This is a genomic window from Burkholderia sp. WP9 (assembly GCF_900104795.1).
Taxonomy (GTDB): Bacteria; Pseudomonadota; Gammaproteobacteria; order Burkholderiales; family Burkholderiaceae; genus Paraburkholderia.
The window spans coordinates 4,289,589-4,306,821 of the sequence record NZ_FNTG01000001.1 but is presented as its reverse complement, the minus strand read 5'-3'; the positions used below and the strand labels follow the sequence as shown (position 1 = coordinate 4,306,821).

General features: G+C 63.5%; 15 protein-coding genes. 2 read left to right on the top strand and 13 right to left on the bottom strand.

What is annotated here, in order from left to right:
- Nucleotides 1-32: 32 nt before the first annotated feature.
- The 8 genes from BLW71_RS19245 to BLW71_RS19210 form a co-directional block, all read right to left on the bottom strand.
- Nucleotides 33-1,304 (bottom strand): glutamate-5-semialdehyde dehydrogenase, encoded by a 1,272-nt coding sequence (locus BLW71_RS19245; protein WP_091799142.1) that lies wholly within the window; start codon nt 1,302-1,304, stop codon nt 33-35.
- 265 nt (nt 1,305-1,569) lie between these two features.
- Nucleotides 1,570-2,688: a DNA polymerase III subunit delta gene (gene holA / locus BLW71_RS19240; protein ID WP_091799139.1), complete on the bottom strand. Its 1,119-nt coding sequence runs from the start codon at nt 2,686-2,688 to the stop codon at nt 1,570-1,572.
- Between the two features lie 66 nt (nt 2,689-2,754).
- A complete protein-coding gene (locus BLW71_RS19235; protein ID WP_091799135.1) occupies nt 2,755-3,306 on the bottom strand; it encodes an LPS-assembly lipoprotein LptE in 552 nt (183 codons plus the stop codon).
- Nucleotides 3,307-3,397: 91 nt separating this feature from the next.
- The gene (leuS, locus tag BLW71_RS19230) at nt 3,398-5,989 is read right to left on the bottom strand and encodes a leucine--tRNA ligase (RefSeq protein ID WP_091799132.1); all 2,592 of its coding nucleotides are present in this window, start codon (nt 5,987-5,989) and stop codon (nt 3,398-3,400) included.
- 128 nt (nt 5,990-6,117) lie between these two features.
- Nucleotides 6,118-6,549 carry an ExbD/TolR family protein gene (locus BLW71_RS19225; RefSeq protein WP_091799129.1) on the bottom strand — a complete coding sequence of 144 codons (432 nt, stop codon included), beginning with the start codon at nt 6,547-6,549 and terminating at the stop codon, nt 6,118-6,120.
- Nucleotides 6,550-6,577: 28 nt separating this feature from the next.
- Complete coding sequence (locus BLW71_RS19220; protein ID WP_091799125.1) at nt 6,578-7,288, bottom strand: MotA/TolQ/ExbB proton channel family protein; 711 nt, start codon at nt 7,286-7,288, stop codon at nt 6,578-6,580.
- A gap of 100 nt (nt 7,289-7,388) precedes the next feature.
- Complete coding sequence (gene dapB / locus BLW71_RS19215; RefSeq protein WP_091799121.1) at nt 7,389-8,186, bottom strand: 4-hydroxy-tetrahydrodipicolinate reductase; 798 nt, start codon at nt 8,184-8,186, stop codon at nt 7,389-7,391.
- 188 nt (nt 8,187-8,374) lie between these two features.
- Entirely contained in the window at nt 8,375-9,199 is an 825-nt protein-coding gene (locus BLW71_RS19210; RefSeq protein WP_091799118.1) for an outer membrane protein assembly factor BamE, read from the bottom strand.
- Between the two features lie 158 nt (nt 9,200-9,357).
- On the opposite strand from BLW71_RS19210, the gene fur reads away from it, so the two are divergent.
- Entirely contained in the window at nt 9,358-9,786 is a 429-nt protein-coding gene (gene fur, locus BLW71_RS19205; RefSeq protein WP_012434340.1) for a ferric iron uptake transcriptional regulator, read from the top strand.
- Between the two features lie 118 nt (nt 9,787-9,904).
- Here the strand turns inward: fur and BLW71_RS19200 are convergent, their stop codons facing one another.
- The 3 genes from BLW71_RS19200 to BLW71_RS19190 all read right to left on the bottom strand — a co-directional run bounded on the left by BLW71_RS19200 (nt 9,905) and on the right by BLW71_RS19190 (nt 12,888).
- Nucleotides 9,905-10,417: an ureidoglycolate lyase gene (locus BLW71_RS19200; RefSeq protein ID WP_091799115.1), complete on the bottom strand. Its 513-nt coding sequence runs from the start codon at nt 10,415-10,417 to the stop codon at nt 9,905-9,907.
- Between the two features lie 16 nt (nt 10,418-10,433).
- Entirely contained in the window at nt 10,434-11,444 is a 1,011-nt protein-coding gene (alc, locus tag BLW71_RS19195) for an allantoicase (RefSeq protein WP_091799112.1), read from the bottom strand.
- Nucleotides 11,445-11,565: 121 nt separating this feature from the next.
- The gene (locus tag BLW71_RS19190; RefSeq protein WP_091799108.1) at nt 11,566-12,888 is read right to left on the bottom strand and encodes a C4-dicarboxylate transporter DctA; all 1,323 of its coding nucleotides are present in this window, start codon (nt 12,886-12,888) and stop codon (nt 11,566-11,568) included.
- A gap of 229 nt (nt 12,889-13,117) precedes the next feature.
- Here BLW71_RS19190 and BLW71_RS19185 point away from each other — a divergent pair, with 229 nt between their 5' ends.
- Nucleotides 13,118-13,813: a FadR/GntR family transcriptional regulator gene (locus BLW71_RS19185; protein WP_091799105.1), complete on the top strand. Its 696-nt coding sequence runs from the start codon at nt 13,118-13,120 to the stop codon at nt 13,811-13,813.
- A 94-nt stretch (nt 13,814-13,907) separates the two neighbouring features.
- Here the strand turns inward: BLW71_RS19185 and gap are convergent, their stop codons facing one another.
- Nucleotides 13,908-14,918 (bottom strand): type I glyceraldehyde-3-phosphate dehydrogenase, encoded by a 1,011-nt coding sequence (gene gap, locus BLW71_RS19180; RefSeq protein WP_091799102.1) that lies wholly within the window; start codon nt 14,916-14,918, stop codon nt 13,908-13,910.
- Between the two features lie 95 nt (nt 14,919-15,013).
- Nucleotides 15,014-17,035, bottom strand: coding sequence for a transketolase (gene tkt / locus BLW71_RS19175; RefSeq protein WP_091799099.1), 2,022 nt, complete (start codon nt 17,033-17,035; stop codon nt 15,014-15,016).
- Between the last annotated feature and the right edge of the window lie 198 nt (nt 17,036-17,233).

Below are 17,233 nucleotides of genomic sequence, written 5' to 3'. Positions count from 1 at the left end.
CTTCTACGAAAGACGAACCCGCGAAGGCGCCCTTATTGACGGCCTTCGCCGTGCCCGAGCACGACGTATTTCATCGACGTCAGCCCTTCGAGTCCCACCGGACCGCGCGCATGCAGCTTGTCGTTCGAGATGCCGATCTCCGCGCCCAGGCCGAATTCGAAGCCATCGGCAAAACGCGTCGACGCATTGACCATCACGCTCGCCGAGTCCACTTCGCGCAGGAAGCGCATCGCGCGATCATGGTCTTCGGTAACGATCGCGTCGGTGTGCTGCGAGCTGTACTCGTTGATGTGCTCGATTGCCGCATCGAGATCGTCCACCACCTTGATCGCCAGCACCGGCGCGAGATATTCGGTGCGCCAGTCTTCTTCGGTCGCATCGACAAGCGGGCCCACGCCCGCATCCGCCAGCACGGCGCGCGCCGCGGCGTCCACCCGCAGTTCGACTTCCTTGTCGCGATACAGCTTGCCCAAAGGCGGCAGCACTTGAGCCGCGATACCGCGTGCGACCAGCAGCGTTTCCATCGTATTGCAGGTGCCGTAGCGGTGCGTCTTGGCGTTGTCGCAAACGGTCAGCGCCTTGGTCAGATCCGCGCGATCGTCCACGTACACGTGGCAGATGCCGTCGAGGTGCTTGATCATCGGCACGCGCGCTTCGTTCATCAGGCGCTCGATCAGGCTCTTGCCGCCGCGCGGCACGATTACGTCGACGTACTCCGTCATGGTGATCAGCTTGCCGACCGCCGCGCGGTCCGAGGTGGCCACCACTTGCACGGCGTCCTGCGGCAGACCTGCGGCTTCGAGACCCTCGCCGATCAGCTTCGCCAGCGCCGTATTGCATTCGAGCGCTTCGGAACCGCCGCGCAGAATCGTGGCGTTGCCCGACTTGAGGCAGAGCGCCGCGGCGTCGATCGTCACGTTCGGACGCGATTCGTAGATGATGCCGATCACGCCGAGCGGCACGCGCATCTGACCGACCTGAATGCCGCTCGGCCGGTACTTCAGATTGCTGATCTCGCCGATCGGATCGGCCAGCGCGGCGACTTGCCGCAGACCTTCCACCATCGTCTTCAGCGCTTTGTCCGACAGCGTCAAACGGTCGATGAACGCGGCGTCATGGCCTTTCTCGCGAGCCTTGGCCACGTCGCGCGCATTCGCTTCTTTGAGCGAGGCGGCGTCGCGCTCGATCGCCTCGGCGACGGCTGCGAGCGCGGCGTTCTTCGCCGCCGTCGACGCCCGCGCCATAGCCCTCGATGCTTGGCGGGCGCGACGGCCGAGGTCGGTCATGTACTGGTCGATATCCATGGAGATTCTCGTGGTGCCGCGCACATCGAGGTGCGGCGGACGGACAGAATGAGCGAAAGATTAAGCGATTGTAAGTCGGGCGAAGGCGCTTTGCTTGCCGCCGGGCGGGTTGTTCTTCACCCCGGCGCACGAGGAACGCAGCAGGCTTGCCGGTTCACTCGCGCTTCAGGAAGACATCACGATGCGATTCAATGGCGATTCAAGGGTGCCTCATGAGCGACTCAAAAGCGCCCTCACAGCTTGCCGGCTGGCCTGGCGTTGCCGTTCAGGCCGGCCTTCGTGCCGGTGCAGCAGTTCCAGGCCGAGGTCGTGGCGGTGGCACGGGCGACGTTTTCGGCGCCGCCACCGTCATGGCCAATTCGAACAGGCCATCCCACGGATCAGGCGGCGGATCGTTGCGATGATTGCCCGGCGTGCCGCCCGACAAACCTTTGACCTGCCGATCCAGCCGCGCCGCCAGCGCAAGCGCCTTTTCCAGCGTGCCCTCGCTGACCCGCGACAGGGCCGGACCGATCAACCGTTCGCGCGGACCCCATACGCGGTTCTCGCGCACCAGCATCGCGAGCGGCTTGCCGGCCGCTACGCCGCGTTTGATGCGCAGCAGCGTGCGGAGTTCTTCCACGACCGCCCACAGCACCAGCACCGCGGCCTCGCCTTCGCCGCGCAAACCGTCGAGCATACGCGACAGGCGGCCGACGTCGCCGGCCAGCATCGCTTCGTTCAACTTGAAAACGTCATAACGGGCGACGTTGAGCACGGCGTCCTGAACCTGCTCGAAGCTCAGCGACCCGGCCGGATACAGCAGCCCGAGCTTCTGGATTTCCTGATGCGCGGCAAGCAGATTGCCCTCCACACGCTCGGCGATAAAGGCCAATGCGCGCCGCCCTTCTTCTCCGGCGGCTACACGTTGCCCTTGGGCAGCGAGCCGCTGGCCAACCCAATTCGGCAACTGCGCACGCTCGACCGGATCGATTTTCAGCGCGACGCCCGCGTCGGACAACGCCGTGAACCATGCGGACTTCTGCGTGGCCGCATCGAGCCGCGGCAGCGTGATCATGGTGAGCACGTCGTCGTTCACGGCGGCGGCCAGCGCTTTCAGCGCGTCCGCGCCTTCCTTGCCTGGCTTGCCAGACGGAATGCGCAACTCGACCAGTTGACGGTCGCCGAACAGCGACATCGACTGGCTCGCGCCCAGCAGCGAACTCCAGTCGAACCCGCGCTCCACGGTGAACACCGAGCGATCGGTGAAGCCGGCCGCGCGCGCGGTGGCGCGAATCCGGTCGCACGCTTCCTGCGCGAGCAGGTGCTCGTCGCCGTACACGACGTACAGTCCGGCGAGTCCCTTGGCGAGATGCGCTTCGAGCGCGTCAAGTCGCAGTTGCATGGCTACCGATCGGCGAGGTTGAACAGGTGCGGCACATTAAGCGAAACAAACAACGCGGCACGACGCTCACAGCGGCGGCGGCGGCAACGGCGCGCGCGGCGCAATCGACGGCACTTCCTGGCCCGGCGCCGGGTGCATCGTGCGAACGACAGACAGACGTCGCGTGAGCTGGTCGATCGCGTCGTTTTCCATATCGGCGAAGAGAATTTCGCTTTCGGCGGCTTTCGCTTGCGAATATTGATCGCTATAGGTCATCGCGCGGTTCAGCGCGATCACGCTCGGCGGAATCAGCAGCGTGCCGTCCTTGGCCGTTAGCGAATAGGTCATCGAAAGATTCAGTGCGTACTCTTCGACCGCGCCCAGCGAGTTCAGCGTCAGCGTGCTGGTGCCACGGCCTTCGGTGATCTGCAAGGTGGCGTCGGCATTCGCGACCGACGTGACCACGACCGTGTCGCTGCCGCCTTGCACGATACGCGTCAAGCGCGCGGCCGCCGATGGAGAACCGCCGGCGATAAAGAGGCGTTTGAATGCGTAGTCCTGCTGGCCGCGCAGCTGGAAGCCGCAGGCGGACAACATCAGCACGCTGCAAGCCAGCGTCAAAAACGATCTGCGAGTCACATTGGCTCCTGGTTCGCAGTAGATTCCGCAGCGCGGACAAGCGCCGCCGCGCGCGGCGGCGTCCTGCCTGCTGTCATGTCTTCGTTGATCCTCACACGACCACGTTCACGAGACGACCCGGCACCACGATGATCTTCTTGGGCGCCTTGCCTTCGCTGAACTTGGCGACCATCTCGTGAGCGGCCGCAAGCTGTTCGATCGCTTCACGCGAGGCGTCTTTGGCCACCGTGATCGCGCCGCGCACCTTGCCGTTCACCTGCAGCACGAGTTCGATCTCGGACTGCTCCAGCGCCTTCTCGTCGACCTTCGGCCACGGCGCGTCGAGCAGCGAGCCGAGTTCGTCGGCGTAACCGAGTTCCTGCCACAACTGGAACGTGAGGTGCGGCACGACCGGATACAACACGCGCAGCATCACGCTGCAGGTTTCGCGCAGCACGGCCGGACGGGCGCCCTTCGCGCTGTCGAGCGCGTTGAGCATCTTCATCGCGGCCGACACCACCGTGTTGTATTGCAGACGCTGATAGTCGAAGTCGGCCTGCTTCAGCACGCTGTAAATCTCGCGGCGCAAGGTTTTCTCGACGTCGCTCAGTTGCGCGGCGTCGAACGTGCCGCCCTGGCGCAACGCGGCTTCGTTCGTTTGACTGAAACTCCACACGCGGCGCAGGAAGCGGCTCGCGCCTTCCACGCCCGAGCCGGACCATTCGAGCGACTGCTCGGGCGGTGCGGCGAACATGACGAACAGACGCGCGGTGTCCGCGCCGTGCTGATCGATCAGCAATTGCGGATCGACGCCGTTGTTCTTCGACTTCGACATTTTCTCGACGCCGCCGAGCACCACCGGCTGGCCGTCCGCGTTGAGGATCGCGCCGACCGGGCGGCCCTTGTCGTCGAACGAGACGGTCACGTCGGCCGGGTTGTACCAGGTCTTCTTGCCCGCTTCGTTTTCACGATAGTAGGTTTCGTTGAGCACCATGCCCTGCGTCAACAGGTTCTTGGCCGGCTCGCCGAACTTGATCAGCCCGAGGTCGCGCATCACCTTCGCCCAGAAGCGCGAGTACAACAGGTGAAGAATCGCATGCTCGATGCCGCCGATGTACTGGTCCATTGGCGCCCAGTAGTCGGTGCGCTCGTCGACCATGGTCTTCGCACCCGGCGACGCATAGCGGTAGAAGTACCACGACGAATCGACGAAGGTGTCCATCGTGTCGGTTTCGCGTTTGGCCGCGCCGCCGCAGGTCGGGCAGGTGCAGTTCACGAACGCTTCAGACTTGGCGAGCGGATTGCCCGTGCCGTCCGGCACGAGGTCTTCCGGCAGCACCACCGGCAGATCTTTTTCCGGCACCGGCACGTCGCCGCACGTGGGGCAGTGGATGATCGGAATCGGCGTGCCCCAGTAGCGCTGGCGCGACACGCCCCAGTCACGCAGACGCCACGTGATCTGCTTGTCGCCGAGGCCGAGTTCCTTCAGGTCGGCGGCGATGCGGTCGACTGCCTGCTCATAGTTAAGGCCGTCGTATTTGCCGCTGTTGATCAGCGTGCCGGTCTTCTCGCCGTACCATTCCTGCCAGGCATCGGTCGAGTATTCCTTGCCTTCAACCGCGATCACCTGCTTGATCGGCAGACCGTATTTCTTCACGAACGCAAAGTCGCGCTCGTCGTGCGCCGGCACGCCCATCACCGCGCCTTCGCCGTAGCTCATCAGCACGTAGTTGCCGATCCACACTTCGACCTGCTCCTGCGTCAGCGGATGCGTGACGGTGAAGCCGGTGGCCATGCCCTTCTTTTCCATGGTCGCGACGTCGGCTTCAGCCACGCCGCCGCGCTTGCATTCCTCGATGAAGGCCTGCAGTTCTGGCTTGTCTTGCGCAAGGCGCGTGGCGAGCGGATGCTCGGCGGCGACCGCGCAGAAGGTGACGCCCATGATCGTGTCGGCGCGCGTGGTGAACACGCGCAGCAGCTTCTGTTCACCGTCGATCTCGTACGGGAAGCCGAAGTTCACGCCGAAGCTCTTGCCGATCCAGTTCTGCTGCATGATCTTGACGCGCTCGGGCCAGCCGAGGCCGTCGAGGTCGTTCAGCAGCTCGTCCGCGTACTGCGTGATGCGCATGTAGTACATCGGGATTTCGCGCTTTTCGACGAGCGCGCCCGAACGCCAGCCGCGGCCGTCGATCACCTGCTCGTTGGCGAGCACGGTCTGATCGACCGGATCCCAGTTGACGGTGCCGGTTTTCTTGTACGCGATGCCCTTTTCCAGCATCTTCAGGAACAGCCACTGGTTCCACTTGTAGTAGTCGGGGCTGCAGGTCGCGACTTCGCGCGACCAGTCGATCGCGAGGCCCATGGACTGCATCTGCTTCTTCATGTAAGCGATGTTGTCGTAGGTCCACTGCGCGGGCGGCACGTTGTTGGCCATCGCGGCGTTTTCCGCCGGCATGCCGAACGCGTCCCAACCCATTGGCATCAGCACGTTGTAGCCGTTCATCCGCAGATAGCGGTACATCACGTCGTTGATCGTGTAATTGCGCACGTGACCCATGTGCAGCTTGCCCGACGGGTACGGCAGCATCGAGACGCAATAGAACTTGGGCTTGTCGGTGACTTCCGTCGTCTTGTACGCGTCGATGGCGCGCCATTGCCCTTGCGCGGCGGATTCGACGTCGGAGGGAACGTATTTTTCGTGCATGGTGTGATGGGATCGCTGGGTTCGGTGCTTTCGCACCGGGCCTGGTGCTCTGCTGGATGAAATGGCGTTGATTCCCCTTCTGCGGGGGAAAGGGCTGATTATACCGTCCGCGGACGGGTACGCCGCGCCTACGGCTTGGCAGCCGGCGGCGGCGGGTCGGTCACGAAACCGATCCGCTCGAGGCCGGCCTGCTGCGCCGCGCCCATGACCTGCGCGATCACCTCGTAGCGCGTGGAGCGCTCGGCGCTCAGATGGATCTCTGGCTGGTCGCTCTGCTTGCCCGCTTGCGCGAAGCGCGCGCGCATCTGCTCGAGCGTGATGACGGTGCCGTTCCAATAGAGTTTGCCGGCGGCGTCGATGGAAAGGGAAATGGTTTGCGACGTCTCGCGCGCGGGCGCGGCCGCGACTTTCGGCAAATCGAGCCGGATCGCGTGCGTGAACAAAGGCGCGGTAATGATAAAAATCACCAGCAGCACCAGCATCACGTCGATCAGCGGCGTCATGTTGATCTCGGCCATGGGCGCGGCCGTCTGCTTTTTCTCGAGTCCGCCGAATGCCATGTCGCCTCCTTCTGCCTGAGCGGCGCGCTTAGTGGGTCGAGGCCTGGTGGGCGCGCGCGTGCGCTGGAACCTGTTCCGCCGGCGCGCACACGTAGGCGTGCAGGTCGTGCGCAAAGCCGTCGAGCTCTTCCGACAACTGCCGCACCAGCCGGCCGAGCACGTTGTACGCGAGCACCGCCGGAATCGCGACCACGAGGCCGAAAGCGGTCATGATGAGCGCCTCGCCGACCGGCCCGGCGACATTTTCGATCTGCGCCTGACCGCTCGCCGCAATGCTGCCGAGCGCGTGATAGATGCCCCACACGGTGCCGAGCAAGCCGACGAAAGGCGCCGTGCTGCCCACCGAGGCCAGCAGCACCTGGCCGAATTCGAGCCGCCGCTGTGAAGCATTCAGCGCCTGGCGCAACGCCCGCAGCACCCGCTCGCCACGCTCGACGCGGGCGAGCAGCGCGCCCGGAATATCCACTTCGGCCGCATGAAGCGCCGCTTCCGCAAGCGGTGTGAAGACCCGTTCGCGGTCCGCGCGCCTGAGCGCCACGACTCCTTCGGACAACGTGGGCGCCTGCCAGAACTGCGCGATCGCGCGCGTGGCCTGACGTTTCGCGCGCGTGAGGATCCAACTTTTGACGATCAGAAAGCACCAGCTCGCAATCGACATGGCCAGCAGCACGTAAGCGACGCCATGCGTGATCGCGTCGCTGGTTTGCAGGTAATGGATGATGCCGCTGCTGCCTGCCATCTGACCTCGCCGTGGAGTAGTGATTTCAGGAGGGTGCCGGGAGACGCCGTGCCCCCGGCCTTCGCTCAGAATACGTCGGACACAGCGTTGAATTCAGCGTTCAACGCAGGCCGAGTACGTCCTGCATGTCGAAAAAGCCGGTGGAGTGGCCTTCGAGGAAACGGACAGCACGAAGCGCGCCTTGCGCATACGACAGACGGCTCGCCGATTTGTGCGTGATTTCGATGCGCTCGCCGATGCCCGCAAACAGCACCGTATGGTCGCCGACAATGTCGCCGCCGCGAATCGCCGAAAAACCGATCGTGGACGGGTCGCGTTCGCCGGTGACGCCTTCGCGGCTGTAGACCGCGCAGTCGTCGAGATTGCGGCCGAGCGCGTTGGCGATCACTTCGCCCATGGTCAACGCCGTGCCGGACGGCGCGTCGACCTTGTGACGGTGATGCGCCTCGATGATCTCGATGTCGTAGCCCGTCGCGAAGTGCTTCGCGGCATATTCGAGCAGCTTCAGCGTGACGTTCACGCCGACGCTCATGTTCGACGCAAACATGATGGCGATCTTGTCCGCCGCGGCGCGCAGTTGCGCCTTCTGTTCGTTGTCGAAGCCGGTGGTGCCGATCACCATTTTCACGTTGTGACGCTGCGCCGCTTCGAGATGCATCAGCGTGCCTTCGGGGCGCGTGAAGTCGATCAGGTAGTCGGATTCGGCGAATACGCGCTCGACATCGTCGGTTAGCATGACGCCCGTCTGTTTGCCGAGAAACGCGCCGGCGTCCTGGCCGAGTTGCGGGGAGCCCGCGCGATCGAGTGCGCCGGACAGCGTGGCGTCGGTATCGTTGAGGACTGTTTCGATGAGCATGCGGCCCATACGGCCCGATGCGCCAGCAATGGCAATTTTCATGGCTACGAGGGTTCGAAAAGGCAAAACCCGGCAAAGGCGGGCGAAAGCGGCGGCGGGCAGCACCCGTGCGCCGCGCATGACTGAAAAAGCAGAGAACCGCACGGACGCCGCGCACTGCGGCTGCCCGTGCGCGGCGTTCGTCTCAAGCGTGAGTCTTAAGGATGAGTCTTAAGACAGGGACAGCGCAATTAGCCGCCCGTTCCCGTAGACGAGGACGAGGTCAGCGGCGCGTTGTGCGTCGGGCCGCCGTTGCTGCTCTGCGGGCCCGTCGGTCCGACCGGATTGCTGTTGTCCGTACCCGGATTCTGCGGCGGCGGCGGACGATGGAACTGGAACTGCGGCTGCCCATTGCCCGTGGGGCTTTGCTGCGGGATGCCGCCGCCGTTCGCCGTCGGCGCGCTCGGCACACTCGGACGCGCGGGCGACAGCTGCACCGCATTGGTCGCACGATTGGCGGCTTGCGCGGCTTCCGCGTTGGCGTCCGTTGACGGCGTCGCCGCGCCGGCAGCGCCAGCGACGGACGGCGAACGCACGGTGTCCAGCGTGACCGGCGCCGCCGCGGCTGCATCGCTCGCGCCACTCGCGCCGCTCGCCACGGCAGTGGCGGCCTTCTTCTTGCCCAGCTTGTCGCCGTCGATTTCGGCCAGCAATTCGAGGTTGGACGGCAGATCGTCACCACCCGACCAGCTGGCGACGCGGTCGCCCGCGAACATGACCACGAAGTCGCGCTGCTGGACGACACTCGTCGAGCCACGCTTGAAATAGAACACGTAGTCCCAGCGGTCCGCGTGGAACATGTCGGTCAGGAGCGGCGTGCCGAGCAATTGCTTGACCTGCGCGCGGGTCAAGCCGACCTGCATCTGTGCAGCCGCTTCTTTCGAGACGAAATTGCCTTGCACCACCGTGATACGGTACGGCGTGATGCTTTGGGCAATACGCTGTGTCAGGCTGTCGTAAGTGGAACATCCGGCAAGAACCGCGACAGTCGCAACAGCGATCAAGGTACCCCGCATGCGGCTCCCCCGGTAGATCAATTGAGATTTTGAAATCATTTCACTCACCGTGCGGGCCCGCTGACGAGCCGCGCGAGTTTCATTCCATCGAAGATGACCAGAACGCCAAAAACACATTACTATGAGAGCCCAGCATTGTACTCTAGGGATCCCTTGTCATGACCAATCCAACCGATCTCAAGAATATCGGGCTCAAGGCGACCCTTCCGCGCCTCAAAATCCTTGAGATTTTCCAGCACAGCCCGGTGCGTCACCTGACGGCTGAAGATGTGTACCGCAACCTGCTGCACGAAGAACTCGATATCGGGCTTGCAACCGTGTATCGCGTGCTGACGCAATTCGAGCAGGCCGGCCTGCTCTCGCGCAGCAATTTCGAGTCGGGTAAAGCGGTGTTCGAACTGAATGAGGGGTCGCACCACGACCACCTCGTGTGTCTCGATTGCGGGCTCGTCGAAGAATTTTTCGATTCCGAAATCGAGAGCCGTCAGCAGTCCATCGCGAAGGAACGCGGCTTCAAGCTGCAGGAACACGCGTTGGCCTTGTACGGCGCCTGCACCAAGGAGAACTGCCCGCATCGCAAGCATTGACGCGAGGCCGGCCGCGCTGGGGCGCGCGCTCCGGCGGGCAAAAAAAGACCCGGCCGATTCGCATCGGCCGGGTCTTTTTGCATCTGCGGCACGGTCTGTGCGCAGGCTGTTGGCGCCCCTACTCCACCAGCTCGGCGCTCGGTTCGAACGTCAGCCGCCACGGCTCTACCAATGACAATTCGTCGCAATTAGGCTGCTCGCCGCCACGATCGACCACCACGAAATCGCTCACCCGATCGAGCGCGAGCAACGGGTGATGCCACACGCCTTTCGCATAGTTCACGCCCTGCCACGCATCGGTCCAGAAGGCGCGCATTTGCGACGGATCGAATTCGCCGGCCGGCGCGACCACCACCAGATAGCGGCCGGCCGTTAAGGGAATGAAAGCCTGGCTGCCGAGCGGATGCCGCTCCATCATCGTGATCTCGACGGGCAGCGCGCGCGGCTGCGCGCGAAACAGGTTGATCAGCGGCCGCCCGCCGTGCTCCGTCACGTCGACACAGGCAAGGTCGTGATAACGCTCGGTCGTGCCGCCATTGATGGCGAAATGCCGTGCGCCGTCCAGTTCGATAACGTCGCCGAATGGCGCGAAAGCCGCGCGCGTGAGCCGTTCCATCTGCAATGTCTTCATCGACGCCGCTCCTCCGTTATGCGATTTCGCCCCACAGGCGCAGGCGCGACACGCCGCCGTCCGGAAAGATATTGAAACGCACGTGCGTGACCGGGCCCAGCGACGCGAGGTTGTCCGCGAAGGTGTGGACGTGGTCCATCTGCAGTTTCTGTTCGCCGAGCAGCACCGGCCAGAACATCGCCTGCGTAACGAGCGAATCGTCCGTGCCGCCCGTCACCGACGCGGCTTGCAGCGAGCAGCGGTCCGGGAAATTGCCCTTGAAGTGCGCCGTATCCACTTCGATCTTGCGGATCACGCCCGGCCGCGCCAACGCGACGATCGCCCAGTCGTTGCCCGGCTCGCGACGGCGCCGCGTTTCCCAGCCGTCGCCCATGTTGACGCCACGGCCAGGCATCAGCATTTGCGAGGCCGGCCCGAAGTGCTGGTTGTTAGCGGCAACCAGATACGCGCCGTTTTCGATGGCGGCCAGATCCAACAGCGTGCCGCGCTCGACGCGCTCCCAATCTCGCTTCGGCTGGCCGTACACGCGTAGGCGGGCAAGGCCGCCGTCCGGATACAGATTCACACGCAAATGGGTGAAGGCGCGCGCGTCGCTGACGTCGACGTAGTGGTGCTGGTTGCCCTGCAACGTGGTCGCCGGCACGAGCGTTTGCCAGTCGGCGTTGTCGGGCGGAACGTCACCCTCCACGTAGCAGGCGTCGATCGATGCGGCCGGCGGAAAATTGCCGGTGAAGTGGCTCGTATCCAGATCCACGCCGTAAACGACGCCTGGCCGCGCGAGACGAATCACACAGTAATCGTGACCGGTGGTGCGCTTGCGGCGGGTTTCCCAACCGTCCATCCACTTGCCGTGGTCGTCGTACTTACCGGGAATGAACACCGCCGGTTGCGGTTCGAGCATGCGTTCTTTCGGCGCGAAGAATTCGTCGCTGGCGAAGAGCGCCTTCGCGCCCAGACGCGGGTCGGCGAGGTTCATATAGCGACGGGTGAAAGCAGGAGCGTTGGGGTCGAGGATCGGATTAGCCATTGTCTCTAGTCTCGGTCAGGCGCGAAAAAGTGAAGGAGAGCCGGCATGTGCAGCCTCTGCCGGCGCAGAACGCGCGCTGCTGCGTGGGCGCGCGCGGATTCGGAAGCAGATTTCAGGCGGTTTAGACGGCAGGAGCGTGTTCGCCAGTGGCGGGCGCGGCGTCGTCGCCGGCCGGCACGTAGCGCAATGCCGCGTCGCGATTCAGCACGCGATGAGCGCGCGCCCGGTCGATATCGTTCTCCCACACGGCGACCACCACTGTCGCCACGCAGTTGCCGATCAGGTTGGTCAACGCGCGCGCAATGCCGACGAACCAGTCGACCGGCAGGATCAGCACGAGGCCGAGCACGGGAATCGCCGGAATCGCGGACAGCGTGGCGGCCAGAATCACAATGGCCGAGCCGGGAATGCCGTGCGCGCCCTTCGAGGTCACCAGCGAAACCAGCACCACCACGATCAGGTCGTGCATCGACAGCGGCGTGTTGGTTGCCTGCGCGATGAAAATCACGGCGAGCGTGAGGTAGATGGAAAAGCCGTCCAGATTGAACGAGTAGCCGGTCGGAATGACGAGGCCGACGGTCGAATCCTTGACGCCCATCCATTCGAGCTTGCGCATGATCTGCGGCAGCACGGCGTCGGACGAAGCGGTGCCGAGCACGATCGACAACTCTTCGCGCAGGTAGCGAATCAGCTTGAAGATGCTGAAGCCGGCGAGCCGCATGACGACGCCCAACACCACGACTACGAACACGAAGCAGCTCGCGTAAAACACGAGCACCAGCAAGCCGAGTTGCTTGAGCGATTCGACGCCGTACGTGCCGGTGGTGAAGGCGATCGCCCCGAGCACGCCGAGCGGCGCGAGCTTGATGATGAAACCCATCACGCGGAAAAACACTTGCGACAGTTCGTCGATCAGGCTGCTCACGCGCTGAGCCTTATTGCCGAGCAGCGACAGCGCCGAGCCGAACAGCACCGAAAACACCAGAATTTGCAGGATGTCGCCGGTGGCGAAAGCGTTGATCGCGGTGTCGGGGATGATTTTCAGCAGGAAGCCGGCCGTGTCCTTCAGGCTTTTCGCGTGCTCGGTGTACGTGGAGAGCGACGCGGGATCCAGCGAGCGCAGATCGATATTCATGCCGACGCCAGGACGCGTAACGTACGCCAGGACTGCGCCGATCACGAGCGCGATCGTCGTCATCACCTCGAAGTAGACCACGGCCTTCAGGCCGACGCGGCCCACTTTGCGCAAGTCGCCGGCATGCGCCATGCCGCTGACCACGACGCAAAAGACGATCGGGCCGATCACCATCTTGATCAGCTTGAGAAAACCATCGCCGAGCGGACGCAGCGATTGGGCGAAATGCGGGAATACGGCGCCGATCACGATACCGGCCACCAGCGCTATGACGACCCGGCCAAACAGCGAATTGAAAAATTTCAACACGGCTTCCTCCTGGTTACGATTCACATCTGTTCAGACTGGTCCGACCAGTGCTGTTATGTCGAATAGTAGGAAGCCGATATACTGGCGTCAAGGTTTCATAAAACAGTGTTTACCCGCTGTTTTTGCAGCGTTTTCAGTCCGGATCGGCGTCGGCAAACGGTAAGCTGCACGAGCGTTCGGACCGCGTATTACAATGCTGGTCAGACCGCGATTCCAAAGTGAGACAACAATGAAAAACGTCCCGCATACCGTTACCGATGCCGCCATCGCGACCATCCGCGAACGGATCGAAGCGGGCGTCTATCCCGTAGGCAGCTTGCTGCCGGCTCAGCGTCAACTCTCCGAAGAACTTGCCATCAGCCGCGCTTCGTTGCGCGAAGCGCTCTCCACGCTCGAAGCGCTCGGTTTGCTGGTAATCAGGCCTGGCAAGGGTGTGTACGTGGAAAGCGCGCAGGCGTCGGCCGCGCAACCGTGGCGCTTCGCGGAGCAATCGTCACTGCCTGATACGTATCAGATGCGCTTCGCGCTGGAAGGCTTTATCGCGCGTATGGCGGCGCTCGCGGTCAGTGATTCCGACCTCGCGTGGTTCGAAGAGAACATCACGGCCATGCAAACAGCGCTCGCCTGCGACGAACTCGATGAAGCCGCCCGGCTCGACTACGACTTCCACATGCGGATCGTCAGCATTGCCGGCAATGCGGCGATCGAGTCGATCCTGAGCAGCAGCGCGGAGATCATGAAGGAAAGCCAGCGCATGCCGTATTACCGGCGTGAACTGGTGCTATCCACGTACAACGAGCATCGCGTGATTCTGGATGCGCTGAAGGCGCGCGATTCCGCCGCCGCCGGCAAGGCCATCGAAACGCATATCTCGAACGCCGCGCAGCGCGCCGGCGTCTATTTCCCGACTCCGCAACCGCAGTAGGCGAAAAAAAACCGCTCCGAAGAGCGGTTTTTTTCTGCCTCCGCCGACTCAAACCGGCTTTGGCAGGCATAGCTAGCGCACGAAGCGCCGTGATTTACTTCGCGTTGGCCAGCGCCACAGCCGTGTCCAGCATGCGGTTCGAGAAGCCCCACTCGTTGTCGTACCAGCTCGACACCTTCACCAGACGGCCCGACACCTTGGTCAGCGTCGCGTCGAACGTCGACGAAGCCGGGTTGTGGTTGAAGTCGATCGACACCAGCGGTGCATCGTTGTAGCCGAGGATGCCCTTCAGCGAGCCTTCCGACGCTTCCTTCATGATCGCGTTGACTTCTTCGACCGTCGTGTCGCGCGCGGCGATGAACGACAGGTCGACGACCGACACGTTGATCGTCGGAACACGAATCGCGTAACCGTCGAGCTTGCCGTTCAGTTCCGGCAACACCAGGCCGACCGCCGAAGCCGCGCCCGTCTTGGTCGGGATCTGGCTGTGCGTGGCCGAGCGCGCGCGGCGCAGGTCTTCGTGGTACACGTCCGTCAGAACCTGGTCGTTCGTGTATGCGTGGATCGTGGTCATCAGACCGTTCACCAGACCGATCTTGTCGTTCAGCGGCTTGACGAGCGGTGCGAGGCAGTTCGTCGTGCACGATGCGTTCGAGATCACCGTATCCGATGCCTTCAGCACATGGTGGTTCACGCCGTAGACGATCGTGGCGTCGACGTCTTTACCGCCCGGCGCCGAGATGATCACCTTCTTCGCGCCACCCTTGATGTGCGCGCTCGCCTTTTCCTTGGTCGTGAAAAAGCCCGTGCATTCGAGCACGACGTCGACGTTCAGCTCGCCCCACGGCAGTTCAGCCGGGTTGCGGTTGGCCAGCACGCGGATCTTGTCGCCGTTGACAACCAGGTAGTCGCCGTCCACCGACACTTCGCCCGGGAACTTGCCGTGCGCAGTGTCGTATTGCGTCAGGTGAGCGTTGGTCTTGGCATCGCCGAGATCGTTGATGGCGACGATTTCGATATCGTGCTTCTTGCCGTTTTCATAGAAGGCGCGCAGCGTGTTGCGGCCGATCCGGCCGTAGCCGTTGATTGCGACGCGAATCGTCATGGTCTATCTCCTGATGGCTAAAAAAATTCGTCCAGGTTCGTCTGACTGACAGCGTTGCCGCGCGTTCGCACGCCGACGGCAACGCTTGTCCAGCATCAGCCGAGTGCGGCTTTTGCCGTCTCCACCACGTGTTCGACGGTGAAGCCGAAATGCTTGAACAGCACGCCAGCCGGGGCCGATTCGCCGAACGTGTCGATACCGACCACGCCGCCTTCCAGACCCACGTACTTGCGCCAGAAATCCGAAACGCCCGCTTCGATCGCGACGCGGCGCACGCCTTGCGGCAGCACGCGCTCGCGGTATTCGGCGTCCTGCTTGTCGAACACAGTGGTCGACGGCATGGACACGACGCGCGCCGCGATGCCTTCGCGCGCCAGCGGCTCGACCGCGTTCAGCGCCAGTTCGACTTCCGAACCGGTGGCGATCAGGATGATCTTGCGCGCGACGATTTCGTCGTTCCAGTCGCGCAGCACGTAACCGCCCTTCTCGATGTTGGCGATCTGCGCGTCCGTGCGTTCCGAGAACGGCAGGTTCTGACGGCTGAAGATCAGGGCCGACGGGCCGTGATGTTCGACCGCGTGGGTCCAGGCCACCGCCGTCTCCACGGTATCAGCCGGACGCCACACTTGCAGGTGCGGAATCAGACGCAGGCTCGCAACATGTTCGATCGACTGGTGGGTCGGGCCGTCTTCGCCCAGACCGATCGAGTCGTGCGTGAACACGAAGATCGACGGCGCTTTCATCAGCGCGGCGACGCGCAGCGCGTTGCGGCTGTAGTCCGAGAACGTCAGGAACGTGCCGCCGAAGGCCTTGAAGCCGCCATGCAGCGCAACGCCGTTGATCGCGGCGCTCATGCCGAATTCGCGCACGCCGTAATTGACGTAGTTGCCGGCAGCCTTGCCTTCGGCGTTCACGCGCACCGGCTTGGCGGCCTTCCAGTTGGTCAGGTTCGAACCGGTCAGGTCGGCGGAGCCGCCGAGCAGTTCCGGCAGCACGGCCGACAACGCTTCGATAGCCTGTTGCGATGCCTTGCGCGTCGCGACGGTTTCCGCGCGCTCGTTCGCGCCGGCAATGATCGCCTTGGCCTTTTCCTTCCAGTCGGCCGGCAACTGCTTCGCATCGCGGCGCTTGAATTCAGCGGCTTCCTGCGGATATTTGGCTGCGTACGCGGCGAACGCCTTGTCCCACTCGGCTTCGTTGCGTGCGCCGGCTTCCTTTGCGTCCCATGCGGAGTAGACCTCTTGCGGGATCACGAACGGTTCCCACTTCCAGCCGATCTTCTCGCGCGTGGCCGCGACTTCCTTGTCGCCGAGCGCCGAGCCGTGCGAATCGTGGCTGCCCGCCTTGTTCGGCGAGCCTTCGCCGATCACCGTCTTGCAGCAGATCAGCGTGGGCTTGTCGGATTGCTTGGCCTGCTTGATGGCTGCGTCGACTGCCTCGACGTCGTGGCCGACCACGTTCGGGATCACGTTCCAGCCATACGCCTCGAAGCGCTTCGGCGTGTCGTCGTGGAACCAGTGCACCACTTCGCCGTCGATCGAGATGCCGTTGTCGTCGTAGAACGCGATCAGCTTGTTCAGCTTCAGCACGCCCGCCAGCGAGCACGCTTCGTGCGAGATGCCTTCCATCAGGCAGCCGTCGCCGACGAACACGTACGTGTGGTGGTCGACGATGGTTGCGTCAGGCTTGTTGAACTCGGTCGCGAGCAGCGACTCGGCAAGCGCCATGCCGACCGCATTCGCCAGCCCCTGGCCGAGCGGGCCCGTGGTCGTTTCGACGCCCGGCGTGATGCCGTATTCCGGGTGGCCCGGCGTCTTCGAATGCATCTGGCGGAAGTTCTTCAGCTCTTCGATCGGCAGATCGTAGCCGGTGAGGTGCAGCAGCGAATACAGCAGCATCGAGCCGTGGCCGTTGGACAGCACGAAACGGTCGCGATCGGCCCATTGCGGGTTCTTCGGGTTGTGGCGCAGATGGCGCGACCACAAAGCCACGCCGATTTCGGCCATGCCCATCGGCATGCCGGGGTGGCCGGAGTTCGCTTTTTGAACGGCGTCCATGGACAACGCGCGGATTGCGTTGGCCATCAAGGAAGTGGGTGCGGGAGACGGGGTCGTCATGTCGAGTCCGGAGACAGAGTCAGAAAGCGGTATGCGCTTGAGGCCCGGATGCTCGAATGCCAGCTCACTCGGGCGCACGGTGCGGCGCCAGGAGACGCGAAACGGGCAGAGCAAACGGACAAGGCTGAAAGCGTGACATTCTAACAGAACGTTGCCCGCCCCCCGCCCCGAAAGCCGACGGGTCGTGCGGCTCGGTGC